Below are 14,224 nucleotides of genomic sequence, written 5' to 3' on the forward strand. Positions count from 1 at the left end.
ACCTTACTCACCACATCACCCGTGCGGACCGCGGAGCCCGGCGGTTGAGACATAAACTCCGTGAGGTGAGTGCACGCGATCGCGATTGGGACGGCGTACGTCTCCATGTCGTCACCGGCAAGGGGGGCACCGGCAAGACGACCCTCGCCGCGGCCCTCGCACTGGCGCTGGCCGCCGGGGGGCACAAGGTGCTGCTGGTCGAGGTCGAGGGCCGCCAGGGCATCGCCCAGCTGTTCGACCAGCCCCCGCTGCCCTACGGCGAGCACGAGGTCGCCTCGGCCCCGGGCGGGGGGCGCGTGTACGCACTGGCCGTCGACGCCGAAGCGGCGCTCCTGGAGTATCTGGAGATGTTCTACGGCATCCGCCGCGCCGGGCAGGCGCTCACGAGGTTCGGGGCGGTCGATTTCGCCACGACCATCGCGCCGGGCGTGCGCGACGTCCTGCTCACCGGCAAGGCCACCGAGGCGGTCCGGCGCCGGGCCGGCGACCGCCGCCGGGGCGCCCGCGACGACCCGCGCGCGCCCCACGCCTACGACGCCGTGGTCATGGACGCCCCGCCGACCGGCCGCGTCGCGCAGTTCCTCAACGTCAACGCCGAGGTCGCCGGGCTGGCCCGGATGGGCCCCATCCGCAACCACGCGGACAAGGTCATGGAGACCATGCGCTCCCCGCGGACCGTTGTGCACTTCGTGACCCTGCTGGAGGAGATGCCCGCCCAGGAGACGATCGACGGGATCACCGAGATCCGCGAGGTCGGGCTCAACGTCGGCGCCGTCATGGTCAACCTCGTGCGCGAACGGTTCTTCGACGACGCCGCCCTGGCCGACGCGCTGGCCGGCACGCTCGACACCGATGCTCTCGCACACGGGCTCAAGGCCGCCCGCGTGGACCGGCCGGACGAGGCCGCACACGACCTCGCCGCCGAGATCACCGCCCACGCCCGCCGGGTACGCGTGGAGACCGCCATCCGGGAGCGGCTGGCGAGCGTCGAGCGCCCCCGCTACGAGCTGCCGATGCTGGGCGCGGGCGGCACCGACCGTGCGGACCTCGACACGCTCGCCGGCCTGCTCCGCGAACAGGGGGCTGCGTGACCACGACCGATGGCGGACCCCCTCCGCCCCCCGCGGAGCCGGGGACGCGCCTCGACCTCGGCGCCCTGCTGGCCGACCGGTCCACCAGGATCGTGGTGTGCTGCGGGTCGGGCGGCGTGGGCAAGACCACGACCGCCGCCGCCATGGGGGTGCTCGCCGCCGAGCGCGGCCGGCACGCCGTGGTGATCACGGTCGACCCCGCCCGCCGGCTCGCGCAGTCGATGGGCCTGACCGAGCTCGACAACACCCCGCGCCCGGTGGAGCTGCCCGCGGAGACCGGGCGGGCGGCGGCGGAACGCGGCGGCGCCCCGGGGTCCCTGCACGCCATGATGCTCGACATGAAGCGGACCTTCGACGAGACCGTCGAAGCGCACGCCGACCCCGAGCGGGCGCGGCAGATCCTGGCCAACCCCTTCTACCAGTCGCTGTCCACCAGCTTCTCCGGCACGCAGGAGTACATGGCCATGGAGAAGCTCGGCCAGCTCCGGCAGTCGGGCGAATGGGACCTGATCATCGTCGACACGCCGCCGAGCCGGTCGGCCCTCGACTTCCTCGACGCGCCCAAACGGCTGGGCAGGTTCCTCGACGGCCGGCTCGTCCGCTTCCTCAGCGCGCCCCCCGCCACCGGGGCGTTCCGCCTGCTGGGGGCGGGGGTGGGGATGGTCACCTCGATGATCGGCAAGATCGTCGGCGCCCAGGTGCTCAAGGACGTGCAGACGTTCATCACCGCGTTCGACGCGGTGTTCGGCGGCTTCCAGGAGCGCGCCGAACAGACCTTCCGGCTGCTACAGGCCCCCGGCACGGCGTTCATCGTGGTCGCCGTGCCCGAGAGCGACGCGCTGCGCGAGGCGTCGTACTTCATCGACCGGCTGCGCACCGACCGCATGCCGCTCGCCGGGCTGGTGCTCAACCGCGTGCACCCGCTGTCGGCCCGCGGACTGCCCGCCGAACAGGCGGAGGCCGCGGCGCGGTCACTGGCCGAGACCGCCGAGCACCCGCTGGCCGAGGCGGCACTGCGGCTGCACGCGGAGCGCGCCCGGGTGCGGGCGCGCGAGGCGCGCCTGCGCGACGGCCTCACCGCCGCCCACCCGCGGGTGCCGGTGGTGGACGTACCGGCGCGCCCCGAGGACGTCCACGACCTCGCCTCCCTGCGGGCGATCGGCCACGACCTGGCACCGTAGGGGGACGGCCGGCGGCCCCGGGGCGGGCCGGATGCGCGCCGTGGAGGCGCCCGCCGGGCCGGGCGCGGGGCCGGTCTCAGCAGACCGCCACGGATCCGTCGCCGGCGCCGGCGGGATCCGGGGCGTCCTCATACTCCCTGCGGGCGTTCTCCAGAAGGTCCCTCCACGAGACGACGTCAGGGCGCCGGCGCAGCAGCGCGCGCCGCTCGCGCTCGGTCATCCCGCCCCAGACCCCGAACTCGATCCGGTTGTCCAGCGCGTCGGCCAGGCATTCGGTGCGCACCGGACAGCCCCGGCAGATGAGTTTGGCCCTGTTCTGCGCGGCTCCCTGCACGAAGAGCGCGTCCGGATCGGCCTGGCGGCATACGGCGCGCGAGGTCCAGTCCGTGATCCACATGTGCCCCACTCCCAAGATCAGCATGTGTGTTCGTCCTTGCGCCGACGGGCGCGGGCGTCGGCATGGGGGAGGGCGGGCATCAAGAACGCGGGGGCTGTCAGCAGGGCCGGGCAGGGGCCGCAGCGCCATGGGGGCCGGCGTTTCGGCGCCTGGATCCCTCCTCACCATTGGGCACGAAACTACGGATCACCGCGCACGACCAACAGGCCCCATTGGGCTCATTTCCCATATAGCCCGCTGGGGCCATGGCCGCGTATCGCATCCGTCATCTTTCCCATACGCATCGTGACGATCCGCAGGCGGAGCCGTGTCGCTCGCCGGAGCGTTCACAATAGATGGGGGATAGCGGGGCCCCGTGTGTGCAGCCGTCAGAATTCCCCCGAAATCACGGTAAATCGCGCACCACGAGTCGGCCGACCGCACGTAGTCTGATGGGGTGGGTCAGGGGACATTGCTGCAAAAAATCAGTCAACTCCTAGGTGTCGGCATCGTGGCGGGCGTGCTCGTCGCCGCCCTCGCGCTGCCGGCCGTCGGCGGGCTCGGCATCACCGCGCGCAACGTCGCCACAGGGTTCCTCAACATGCCCAGTGAGCTGGAGACTCCACCGCCGCCGCAGAGATCGGAGATCTTGGACCGCGATGGCGAGGTCATCGCGGAGATCTACGACCAGAACCGCGAGCTGGTGGATCTCGACGACATGTCGCCGGTGATGCAGGAGGCCATCATCGCCATCGAGGACGCGCGCTTCTACGAGCACGGCGGCATCGACATCTCCGGCACGTTCCGCGCCGCGCTGCGCACACTCAGCGGCAGCACGCAGGGCGGGTCGTCGCTGACCCAGCAGTACGTCAAGAACGTGCTGGTGGAGAGCGCCACGACCCAGGCGGAGCAGGAGGAGGCGCGCGAGACCACGATCTCGCGGAAGGTGCGCGAACTCCGCTACGCCGTCACCCTCGAACAGCGCATGTCCAAGGACGAGATCCTCGAGGGCTACCTCAACATCGCCTACTTCGGCGACGGCGCGTACGGCGTCGAGTCCGCGGCCCGGCACTACTTCGGGATCGGGGCCGACGAGCTGAACCTGGAGCAGTCCGCCGCGCTGGCGGGCGCCGTCCGCTACCCCTACCTGTACAACCTGCGCCTCAACCCCGAGGACGGCACCGAGCGGCGCGACATCGTCCTGGACCGGATGGTCGACGTCGGCGCGGTGACCGCCGACGAGGCCGAGGAGGCCAAGGCCACCGAGCTGGAACTCGACGTCTCCAACCCCAGCAACGGCTGCATGCCCAGCGACCAGCCGTTCTTCTGCGACTACGTGGTCCAGGAGATCGAGAAGAACGACCAGTTCGGCGAGGACGAGACCGAGCGCGCCCGTTGGCTGCGGACCGCCGGCCTCCAGATCCACACGACGCTCGACGCCGACATGCAGTCCGCCGCCCAGGACGCCGTCGACAAGTGGGTGCCGCGCACCAACGAGTCGCGCAAGGTCGCCGCCGAGGTGCTGATCGAGCCGGGGACCGGGGAGATCCGGGGCATGGTCCAGAGCCGCAACTACGGCCCGGACGAGTCCAGGCTGGGCGAGACCTCCATCAACTTCGCCACCGACTCCGAACGCGGCGGCAGCACCGGGTTCCAGGCCGGATCGACGTTCAAGGCGTTCACCCTCGCCGCGGCGCTGGAACAGGGCCTCGGGTTCGGGACCTCGTTCAGCTCCGCCAACAGCACGACGGTCACCGGGCAGCGCAACTGCGACGGCGCCCCGCTGGCCCCGTGGCCGGTGAGCAACGCCGGCGACACCAAGGGCAGCGGCAGCAACAACATGATCTCCGGCACGAAGGGGTCGGTGAACACCTACTTCGCGCTGCTCCAGAAGCGCGTGGGGCTGTGCGACGTCATCGAGATGTCCGAGAAGCTCGGCGTGCACCGGGCCGACGGCGAGTCCTTCGACAACGAGCGGACCCAGGGGAACAACTCCTTCACCCTCGGCAGCGAGGAGGTCTCCCCGATGACCGTCGCCAACGCCTACGCGACCTTCGCCTCCGGCGGCGTCTACTGCGAGCCGCAGGCCATCACCAAGATCGAGGACCGGCAGTCCGGCCGGACCATCGAGATCGACAGCGAGTGCGAGCGCGCCATCGACGAGGACGTCGCGGCGGGCGTCAGCTACCTGTTGCAGCAGACCTTCCGGGGCGGCACCACCAACGGTCTGGGCATCGGGCGGCCGGCCGCCGCCAAGACCGGCACCACCGACGGCTCGGCCAGCGCCTGGCTCGCCGGGTACACCCCGAACCTCGCCAGCGCCGTGTTCGTGGGCGACCCCCGCGGGCCGCAGAACTACCCGCTGCGCAACGTCACGATCGGCGACCGCCACTACGGCGAGGTGTTCGGCGCGACCATCCCCGGCCCGATCTGGCAGGAGACCATGCGGGCCGCCGTGGCGGAGCTCGACGAGGAGGACTTCCCCGGGGCTCCGTCGCGGTTCGGCTCCACCTCGGGCTCACCGCGCGACAACGACACCCGGCCCGCGAGCAACGAGGCGGGGGTCCCCGACGTCATCGGGATGAGCCAGGACTCCGCGGTGAGCATGCTCGAAGAGGCCGGGTTCCGGGTGAGCGTGTCCGGAACGCGCGTGCGGTCGAGCGAGCCCGGCGACACCGTCGCCGCGGTCAACCCCGACCCCGGCACGCCGCTCGCCGAAGGTGCCACGGTCAACGTCTTCTTGAGCAACGGCACCGGATCGGACCGCACCACCAGCGTCCCCGACGACGGTGTCTGGCAGCCGCTGACCGGAACACCGGCCGAGACCGGGATGTACACCCCCGGACGCCGCGAGGAGTAGCGCCGGACACGGCACGGTGACAGCGCGGAGGGGCGGGCGATCGGATCGCCCGCCCCTCCGTCGTGTCCGCCGCCGCCCGGTGTCAGGTGGCGAGCTGCCGCTTGACCTCCGCGGCCACCCGGCCGCCCTCGGCGCGGCCGGCCACCTTCGGGTTGACGATCTTCATGACCTGGCCCATGGCGCGCGGCCCGCTCGCGCCCGACTCCGCGATCGCGTCGGCCACCAGCCGCGCGAGCTCGTCGTCGTCGAGCTGGGCGGGCAGATAGCCGGCGAGCACCTGCCCTTCGGCGCGCTCGGCTTCGGCCTGCTCCGGCCGGTCGCCCTGCTCGAAGGCGTCGGCCGCCTCGCGGCGCTTCTTCGCCTCGCGCGTGATCAGCGTGACGATGTCGTCGTCGCCGAGTTCGCGGACGGAGCTGCCGGCGACCTCCTCGTTGGAGATCGCGGTGAGCACCATGCGGAGGGTCCGCGTGCGCACGTCGTCGCGCGCCTTCATGGCGGCGGTGAGGTCGGCCTTCAGAAGGTCTTTGAGTTCGGGCATGGGAGAGATCATATGGTCGGCGGGCACCGCACACAGAGGGGTTTTCCCCGGAGACCGCCCCATGGCCGCCGAACGGCGCCGCGGCGCGGCGGCGGACGGACATTCCGGTGCACGGTATCTGACACCATCGTCGGAACGGGCGATCAACGAGGAGCGGTGGACACGATGGGCAGGGCACTGCGCACAGTGGGCCGGGCGGCCATGGTCACGGGTGCGATCGGCGTCGCCGGGCTGGGGTACGCGTCGGTCATCGAACGGAACTGGTTCCGGCTGCGCCGCTACGAGATCCCGCTGCTGCCGGCCGGCAGCAGGCGGCTGCGCGTGCTCCACCTCTCCGACGCCCACCTGACCCCCGGCCGGCGCATGCTCATCGACTGGATCCGGGGGCTCGACGCCTACGAGCCCGACCTGGTGGTCAACACCGGCGACTCCCTCGCCCACGCCGACTCCGTGGGCCCGTTCATCGACGCCCTGGGGCCGCTGCTCGACCGCCCCGGCGCGTTCGTCTACGGCTCCAACGACCTGTACTCCCCGCAGTTCAAGAACCCGGCCCGCTACCTGTGGCGCAGCAGCAAGAGCGACTACAAGAAGCGCACCGTGCCGGACCTGCCGTGGCGCACCCTGGGCGCGGCCATGACCGGGGCGGGCTGGCTCGACCTGAACAACCGCACGGGGTCGCTCAAGGCCGGCACGCTCGACGTCGCGGCCGCCGGAGTGCACGACTCCCACATCAGGCTGGACCGCTACGACGCCATCGCCGGTCCCGCCGATCCGACCGCGGACCTGCGGCTCGGGGTCATGCACTCGCCGGAGCCGGCCAACCTCGACCGCTTCGCCGCCGACGGCTACCAGCTGCTGCTGGCGGGGCACACCCACGGCGGGCAGATCTGCATGCCGTTCTACGGAACCCTCGTGACCAACTGCGGCATCGACCGCCGCCGGGCCTGGGGGCTGAGCCGGTACGAGGGCGCCTGGCTGCACGTGTCGGGCGGGCTGGGCACCTCGCCGTACGCACCGGTCCGCTTCTGCTGCCGGCCCGAGGCGTCCCTGATCGACCTGGTCGCCGCCGACACGGTGGCCGGCACCACCGCCGCCGGCCACGGGTAGCGCCGGTGCGCGGGTCCGGCGTGCGCCGGGCCCGCCGGTGCGCGGGCGGACCCTGGCACTCGCGCCCCCGTGGTGGCACACTGGAGCACACCCGGAAAGCGCTTCCCCATCTCGGCAAGGAGCCCCCCATGCCCCCGAGACGCTCCCCCCACCCGGCACGCCCCCTCGCCGCGCTCGCCGCCGTCGCGACCGCATCCGCCCTGGTCGCGACCTTTCCCGCGACCACAGCACCGGCCTTCGCCACGGCCGACCCCACCCTCGTCGTGGCGACCGACGGCGACGACGCCGACCCCGGCACCCTGGCGGAACCGCTCGCCACGGTGCAGCGCGCGGTCGACCTCGCCGGCCCCGGCGACGTGATCGCCGTCCGCGGCGGCACCTACGCCCTCACCGACGACAACATCACCATCGCCACCGACGGAACGCCCGACGCCCCCATCACCCTGACCGCCTACGACGGCGAGCGGGCGATCATCGACGGCGACGCCCTGCCCGCGAGCCACACGCCCGTCGGCGGGAGCATCCCGCGCGACGAGCGCGGCGCGATCCACCAGGAGGCATCGCACTGGCGGATCAACGGGCTGGAGATCATCAACGGGCCCTACGGGATCTACTGCAACGACTGCGACTCCAACGTGTTCTCCGGCCTGACCACCCGCGACAACTACGAGAGCGGGTTCCAGCTCCAGGGCGCGTCCTCCGGCAACCTCATCCTCGATCTCGACAGCCACGGCAACCGCGACCCCCGCAAGAACGGGGAGAGCGCCGACGGGCTGGCCATCAAGGAGGGCTCGGGGTCGGGCAACGTCGTGCGCGGTGCCCGGCTGTGGAACAACGTGGACGACGGCTTCGACGCCTGGCTGTTCGGGTCGCCCATCACCATCGAGGACACCATCGCCTACGGCAACGGGTACAACCGCTGGGACCTGCCGGACTTCTCCGGTGACGGCAACGGCTTCAAGCTCGGCGGCGGGAACCCGGCCCCGGCCGCCGCCCACACCGTCACCAACACCATCTCGTTCGGCAACGCCGCCGACGGCTACACCGACAACGGCAACCCCGGAGCGCTGCTCCTGACCCGCGGCACCGCCTACGACAACGCGGATGTCGGCTTCCAGGTCGACCGGTCCTCACCGGAGCTGGCGGCGAACCTCTCGGTCGGCAACGCGACCCCGGTGGACACCGGCGACGGCTCCACGGGGTCGGGGAACTCCTGGGACATCTCCGGCTCCTGGACCGACGCCGACCTGCTCGGCACCGACCCCGGCGTCGTGACCGGACCCCGGCCGGCCGACGGCGGCATCCCGTCATCGGACTTCCTCCGCCCGAAGGACCACCCGGACCTCGGCGCGACGTTCTGACCCCCGGGGCCCGCCCCGCCCGGTGCGAGACTGGGCATGTGTACCGCGAGACGACGTCGCCGGTCGCGGGCATGCCGCGGCTCACCAATAAGGACGAATCGGGATTTTTGTGATTACACAGCCACACTGTGTTCTTTCTTGGGGAGGTCTGCGCTGAGCATGGAGAGTGGCCGTCACGACGCCCGTGGTCATCGCGGGGACGCTGACGCGCCGAGGGCCTGCGGGTCCAAGGGGCCGGCAGATTGCCGGGCCCTGTGCGCGAAGGGATACCAGCCACCATGCAGAAGTCGACTGTCCGCCGGATCGTGTTCACGGCCATCGCCGCTCCTGCCCTGGCTTTCGGGGTGCCCGCTGTGGCCATGGCAGACGCCGGCTACGACCACGAGCTGACCAAGGCCGGCCCGAAGGGCGCGACGGCGTACCACGTGAGTTCCCACGCCAAGGACGGCCGCGTCGAGTACCACGAATCCTTCGAGCACGTCGGCCCGCACGGCGCCGTGTCGTCGAGTACCCACAGCAGCGCCGACTAGCGGCCTGCGCGAACGGCGGCGGCCGGCCCGTTCGGGCCGGCCGCCGCCGGCGTTCGTGCCTCCGCCGCCGGAGCCCCGCCGCGAGCGCCGCGCGACGGCCGCCCAGATCCGTGCGGTCGCCCACTCACACCCGTGCGGTCGCCCACTCACACCCGTGCGGTCGCCCGCTCATACCCGTGCGGTGATCCACCCGTGCCTGCGCGACGCCCGCTCACACCCGTGTGGTGATCCGCCGGCGCCTGTACGACGCCCGCTCAACCCGTGTGGTGGTCCACTCGTTCCGGTACGACGCCCGCTCACGCCTGTGCGGTGGTGCTCTTCTTGCTCAGCGGGTCGGCGATCTCTTCCAGGGCGCGGCGCGCCGCCTCGATGCCGATGGCCAGCTGGACGATCCCGCCGACGATCATCAGCGCGGCGCCGATGTAGTAGCCCGTGGCGACGAGGGAGAGTTCCCCGCTCTCCACGAGCCGCCCGAAGAGGGTCGGGCCGATGATGCCGCCGAGCGCGGTGCCGATCGCGTAGAACAGCGCGATGGCCTGCGGCCGGGTCTCCATGGGGAAGATCTCGCTGACCGTCAGGTAAGCGGCGCTGGCGCCCGCTGAGGCGACGAAGAACACCGCGCACCAGCAGATCGTGAGCGTGACGGCGGACAGCAGATCCTGCTGGAACAGCACACCGGTCACCGCGAGCAGCACCCCCGACCCGATGTAGGTCCCCGCGATCATGGGTCGGCGCCCCAGCGTGTCGAACAGCGGGCCGAGCAGGACCGGACCGAGGAAGTTGCCGAGCGCCAGCGGCACGACGTACAGCGGAGCGATGGAGGAGGGCACCTCGAAGAACGCGGTCAGGACGAGCGCCTGGGTGAAGAACACGGCGTTGTACAGGAACGCCTGCCCGGCGAACAGGGCGAGCCCGACGATCGTGCGCCGCGGGTAGGTGCGCACCAGGGTCCGCGCGACCTCCCGGAAGGTGGTGGTCTCCCGCTGCTCCAGGGTGAGGGAGCCCTGGACGGCGGGGAGCCGGTCGCGGTGGGTCTCCCGCTCCACCTCCTCCTCGATGGCCGAGACGATGCGTTCGGCCTCCTCTTGCCTGCCGTGGATGATCAGCCAGCGCGGGCTTTCCGGGACCAGCCGCCGCACCACGATGATGATCAGCCCGAACACCCCGCCGAAGGCGAAGAGGAGGCGCCAGCCCAGGTCCACGGCGACCAGATCGGGGTTGAGCAGGGGGTAGGCGAGCGCCGCGCCCACGGCGGCCCCGAGCCAGTAGGACCCGTTGATGAGGAGGGAGATGCGGCCGCGGAGCCGGGCGGGGATCATCTCGTCGATCGCGGAGTTGATCGCGGCGTACTCACCGCCGATACCGAACCCGGTGAAGAAGCGGCACAGGTAGAACCAGATGGCGTTGCCGGAGAACGCGGTAAGGACGGTGGCACCGAGGTAGACGCCCAGGGTGAGCAGGAAGATCTTGCGCCGGCCGTACTTCTCGGTGAGGTGTCCGAAGAACAGCGCTCCGACGCAGGCGCCCACGATGTAGACGGACGCGGCGATACCGACCTGGGCCTCGGTGATCCCCAGCCCGCTGCCGGGCTCGGTGAGCCGGGACCCGATCGAGCCGACGATCGTGACCTCAAGGCCATCGAGGATCCACACACTGCCGAGACCGATGAGGATCAGCCAGTGCCATCTGGCCCATGGCAGCCGATCCAGCCGGGCCGGGATCTTCGTCACGACGTCCATGTACTCTCACTGACCCCTAATACACCCCGCGTAACCCGAGACGGCACACCATGGTCGATTCCGCGCACGCGACTGGGACCGCCGTGACCATCGGTTTCCGCGCTCTTTCCGTTGCCCGCCCGCGACCCGCCGCCGGTCCGGCACCGCCGCCGGCCCGCTCACCCGGTGTCGTCGGCGAGCGCGCGCATCCGCTCCCGCGCGGCGGCGGCTCGGGGAGAGGTCCGCGGCAGCAGCGCGACCAGCGCCTCGTGCATCGCGAGGTCGTCACGGCCGAGGTCGGTCCGCACGAGGTTCCACAGCAACTCGCTGTCGCGCAGTTCCAGGGCGCTGCGCCGCAGCGTGGCCGCCAGTTCCTCGCGGAGGTCGCGGATCCCGGGTGCGTCGGAGCGCGGCAGCAGCACGCCCCGGTAGCAGGCCGCGGCGCCCCGGACGTCGTTCGCCGCCAGCAGGCGGCGGACCTCCAGGAAATCGGCGTCGGCGCGCACCGCGAGGCGGTAGGGGCGCGAGCCCCGGACCACCGCGCCGGCCAGCCGGCGCAGCCGGTGCATCTCGACGCGCACCGTGGCCGACCGGCCCGCCTCGCCGTAGAGGTCGACGGCCAACCGCTCGGCGGTGCGCCCTTCAGGCGAGACGGCCAGGAGCGCGAGCAGCTCGCACGCGCGCCGCCCGAGCGGGACGGCCTCGCCGTCGAGCGTCACGACGGGCCGCTCCCTCCCCAGGAACAGCAGGGACAGCGTGTGCCGCGGGGCCGGCGGGAGGGCCGGGGCCCGGCCGCCCACTGCGGTCCGCGCCGGCCGCCCCTCGCCGGAGGCGCGCAGCAGCCAGCCCCGGGAGAGGGGTTCGAGGGTCGCGGCGCGGCCGTCGGGCAGGCGGACGGCTCCGGCGCGGGACACGTCGACGCGTTCGGGGACGCCCTGCCGCGGCCCGCCCATGCGGTGGGTGGCGATGACGCGTCCGTTCGCGCTGAGCAGCGCCCCCGGCCGGGCGCCCAGTGCGCGGACGCGGTCGGCGTAGCGCTCGCGCAGCGCGGCGTCGCGGGCCATCATGCGCACGCGCAGATGGGCCTCCGCCAGGGCGGCGGCCGCCGCGACCAGGCCGACCAGGGCGGGGTGGAACGACGCCTCCAGGCCGCTGATGTCGAGCGTGCCCAGCAGCCGGCCGGTGTCGGGGTCGCGGATGGGGCTCGCCGCGCAGCTCCAGCCGTGGTAGGCGCGCACCAGGTGCTCGGCGGAGTAGATCTGGATCGGCTCCTGCGTGGCCAGCGCCGTGCCCATGGCGTTGGTGCCGATGGCGTTCTCGCTCCACTGGGTCCCCTCGGCGAGCAGGACGCGGTCGGCCGCCCGGCGCACCGCCGGGTGCCCGTCGCGCCAGAGGATGCGGCCGTCGGCATCGGTGACGATCAGGAGCTGGGCCGATGCGTCGACGGTGCCGGCGAGCGCGCCGCGCACGACCGGCACGACCTCGGCGAGCGGGTGCGCGGAGCGGACATCGCGGAGTTCGGCCCCCGAGTAGACGACCGGCGGCCCGCTGCGGTCGGGGTCGACGCTCGCCCGGAGCGAACGGTCCCAGGACGCCGACACCACCGCGCGCGGGCCCGGGAGCGGCCGCGGCGCAGCCGGGCCCGCGCCCAGCACGGCATCGTGCAGGCGCCGCAGATCGTGGTCGTGCACCGGCACCGAAGGTCACCACCGTCCGATGGTCGAGGCAGGCGGGCCGCGAGCGTCCCGTGGTCCTCTCTCCGGATGATGCGCGAGACCGCCCATTCGCGGCAAGGGGAGCAATCGGAACCCGCGGGGCGGAACCTCGCCGGAGGCATCGGGTGCAACGGTGGTGTAACGCACCCCCACGTACGGTGACGCGGCACACGGACACCGTCGGCCGGCCCTGGACACCGGCCTGTGAGGGGAGTTCCACCGTGACCGTCTACGCGAACCCGGGGGCCGCCGGGAGCATCATCGGATACGCGCCGCGCTACGACCACTTCATCGGCGGGGAGTACGTCCCGCCCGCCGAAGGCGGCTACTTCGAGAACCCCACCCCGATCACCGGGAACGTGTTCACCGAGGTCGCACGAGGAACGGCGGCGGACGTCGACCACGCCGTACGGGCGGCCCAAGGCGCCGCCCCCGCCTGGGGGGCGACCTCCCCGGCGGACCGGGCCCTCGTCCTCACCCGCATCGCCGACCGGATCGAGGAGAACACCGAACGCCTCGCCGTCGCGGAGAGCTGGGAGAACGGCAAGCCGGTGCGGGAGACGCTGGCCGCCGACCTCCCGCTGGCCGCCGACCACTTCCGCTACTTCGCGGGCGCGCTGCGCACCCAGGAGGGCCACACCTCGCAGCTCGACGAGGACACCGTCGCCTACCACTTCCGCGAGCCGCTGGGGGTGGTCGCGCAGATCATCCCGTGGAACTTCCCGCTGCTCATGGCCGTGTGGAAACTGGCGCCGGCGCTCGCCGCGGGCAATGCGGTGGTCCTCAAGCCGGCGGAGCAGACGCCCGCCTCCATCCACCTGCTCATCGGGCTCATCGCGGACCTGCTGCCCGCCGGCGTGCTCAACGTCGTCAACGGGTTCGGCGCCGAGGCCGGCCGGCCCCTCGCCCAGCACGGCGGCGTCCGCAAGGTCGCCTTCACCGGCGAGACCACCACGGGCCGGCTGATCATGCAGTACGCCAGCGAGAACCTCATCCCCGTCACGCTGGAGCTCGGCGGGAAGAGCCCGAACCTCTTCTTCGCCGACGTCGCGGCGGCCGACGACGCCTTCTACGACAAGGCGCTGGAAGGGTTCACGATGTTCGCGCTCAACTCGGGGGAGGTGTGCACCTGCCCGTCGCGCGCGCTCATCCAGTCGTCGATCTACGACGACTTCCTCGGCGCCGCCATCGAGCGGACGCGAAAGATCAGGGCCGGCAACCCGCTGGACACCGCCACCATGCTCGGCGCGCAGGCCAGCAACGACCAGCTGGAGAAGATCCTCGCCTACATCGACATCGGCAGGCAGGAGGGCGCCAAGGTGGCGCTGGGCGGGGAGCGGCTCGACCTCGGCGGCGACCTGGCCGGCGGCTACTACGTGCAGCCCACCGTCTTCGAGGGGCACAACAAGCTGCGGATCTTCCAGGAGGAGATCTTCGGCCCGGTGGTGTCGGTGACGCGCTTCGACGACTACGCCGACGCGATCAAGATCGCCAATGACACCCTCTACGGGCTGGGCGCGGGCGTGTGGTCGCGCGACGGCCGCACCGCCTACCGGGCCGGCCGCGACATCCAGGCGGGCCGGGTGTGGGTGAACAACTACCACGCCTACCCCGCCCACGCGGCGTTCGGCGGGTACAAGCAGTCGGGTATCGGGCGCGAGAACCACAAGATGATGCTCGACCACTACCAGCAGACCAAGAACCTGCTGGTCAGCTACTCCGACAGCGCCGCGGGGCTGTTCTAGCC

The 14,224-nt window shown here is 72.1% G+C and carries 11 protein-coding genes; 7 read left to right on the forward strand and 4 right to left on the reverse strand.

The window, feature by feature from the left end; all coding sequences use genetic code 11:
- Positions 1–65 precede the first annotated feature (65 nt).
- The gene (bagA, locus tag ACFO4E_RS19325) at positions 66–1,091 is read left to right on the forward strand and encodes an ATPase BagA (protein ID WP_378576778.1); all 1,026 of its coding nucleotides are present in this window, start codon (positions 66–68) and stop codon (positions 1,089–1,091) included.
- Entirely contained in the window at positions 1,088–2,272 is a 1,185-nt protein-coding gene (gene bagB, locus ACFO4E_RS19330) for an ArsA family ATPase (protein WP_378576780.1), read from the forward strand. Before bagA ends, bagB begins: the two co-directional genes overlap by 4 nt.
- Before the next feature lie 76 nt (positions 2,273–2,348).
- On the opposite strand, the gene ACFO4E_RS19335 is transcribed toward bagB, so the two are convergent.
- Positions 2,349–2,669 (reverse strand): WhiB family transcriptional regulator, encoded by a 321-nt coding sequence (locus tag ACFO4E_RS19335; RefSeq protein ID WP_378576930.1) that lies wholly within the window; start codon positions 2,667–2,669, stop codon positions 2,349–2,351.
- A gap of 451 nt (positions 2,670–3,120) precedes the next feature.
- Between ACFO4E_RS19335 and ACFO4E_RS19340 the strand changes: the two genes are divergently transcribed.
- The gene (locus tag ACFO4E_RS19340) at positions 3,121–5,508 is read left to right on the forward strand and encodes a penicillin-binding protein (protein WP_378576932.1); all 2,388 of its coding nucleotides are present in this window, start codon (positions 3,121–3,123) and stop codon (positions 5,506–5,508) included.
- An 82-nt stretch (positions 5,509–5,590) separates the two neighbouring features.
- Here ACFO4E_RS19340 and ACFO4E_RS19345 read toward each other — a convergent pair whose 3' ends face one another.
- A complete protein-coding gene (locus ACFO4E_RS19345; RefSeq protein ID WP_378576782.1) occupies positions 5,591–6,046 on the reverse strand; it encodes a GatB/YqeY domain-containing protein in 456 nt (151 codons plus the stop codon).
- Positions 6,047–6,211: 165 nt separating this feature from the next.
- On the opposite strand from ACFO4E_RS19345, the gene ACFO4E_RS19350 reads away from it, so the two are divergent.
- From ACFO4E_RS19350 to ACFO4E_RS19360, 3 genes are all read left to right on the forward strand, one after another.
- Complete coding sequence (locus ACFO4E_RS19350) at positions 6,212–7,153, forward strand: metallophosphoesterase (RefSeq protein ID WP_378576783.1); 942 nt, start codon at positions 6,212–6,214, stop codon at positions 7,151–7,153.
- 128 nt (positions 7,154–7,281) lie between these two features.
- Entirely contained in the window at positions 7,282–8,514 is a 1,233-nt protein-coding gene (locus tag ACFO4E_RS19355; protein WP_378576785.1) for a right-handed parallel beta-helix repeat-containing protein, read from the forward strand.
- A 278-nt stretch (positions 8,515–8,792) separates the two neighbouring features.
- Positions 8,793–9,044, forward strand: coding sequence for a hypothetical protein (locus ACFO4E_RS19360; RefSeq protein ID WP_378576787.1), 252 nt, complete (start codon positions 8,793–8,795; stop codon positions 9,042–9,044).
- Between the two features lie 296 nt (positions 9,045–9,340).
- On the opposite strand, the gene ACFO4E_RS19365 is transcribed toward ACFO4E_RS19360, so the two are convergent.
- Together ACFO4E_RS19365 and ACFO4E_RS19370 are read right to left on the reverse strand one after the other, a co-directional pair.
- Positions 9,341–10,783, reverse strand: a complete 1,443-nt coding sequence (locus ACFO4E_RS19365) for an MFS transporter (RefSeq protein WP_378576789.1) — start codon at positions 10,781–10,783, stop codon at positions 9,341–9,343.
- Positions 10,784–10,941: 158 nt separating this feature from the next.
- On the reverse strand, positions 10,942–12,453 hold the full coding sequence (locus ACFO4E_RS19370) for a GAF domain-containing protein (protein ID WP_378576791.1): 1,512 nt from the start codon (positions 12,451–12,453) through the stop codon (positions 10,942–10,944).
- A gap of 245 nt (positions 12,454–12,698) precedes the next feature.
- Between ACFO4E_RS19370 and exaC the strand changes: the two genes are divergently transcribed.
- A complete protein-coding gene (gene exaC, locus ACFO4E_RS19375; RefSeq protein ID WP_378576793.1) occupies positions 12,699–14,222 on the forward strand; it encodes an acetaldehyde dehydrogenase ExaC in 1,524 nt (507 codons plus the stop codon).
- The last annotated feature ends 2 nt before the right edge of the window (positions 14,223–14,224 follow it).

Origin of the sequence: Nocardiopsis mangrovi (assembly GCF_042653925.1) — a bacterium.
In the GTDB taxonomy this organism is placed as follows: Bacteria; Actinomycetota; Actinomycetes; order Streptosporangiales; family Streptosporangiaceae; genus Nocardiopsis_B; species Nocardiopsis_B mangrovi.

Bases quoted from the DNA above. Each gene is read 5' to 3' on its own strand.
- ACFO4E_RS19335 (WP_378576930.1), bottom strand. From the start codon at position 2,669: ATGTGGATCACGGACTGGACCTCGCGCGCCGTATGCCGCCAGGCCGAT.
- ACFO4E_RS19345 (WP_378576782.1), bottom strand. From the start codon at position 6,046: ATGCCCGAACTCAAAGACCTTCTGAAGGCCGACCTCACCGCCGCCATG.
- ACFO4E_RS19350 (WP_378576783.1), top strand. From the start codon at position 6,212: ATGGGCAGGGCACTGCGCACAGTGGGCCGGGCGGCCATGGTCACGGGT.
- ACFO4E_RS19355 (WP_378576785.1), top strand. From the start codon at position 7,282: ATGCCCCCGAGACGCTCCCCCCACCCGGCACGCCCCCTCGCCGCGCTC.
- ACFO4E_RS19360 (WP_378576787.1), top strand. From the start codon at position 8,793: ATGCAGAAGTCGACTGTCCGCCGGATCGTGTTCACGGCCATCGCCGCT.
- ACFO4E_RS19365 (WP_378576789.1), bottom strand. From the start codon at position 10,783: ATGGACGTCGTGACGAAGATCCCGGCCCGGCTGGATCGGCTGCCATGG.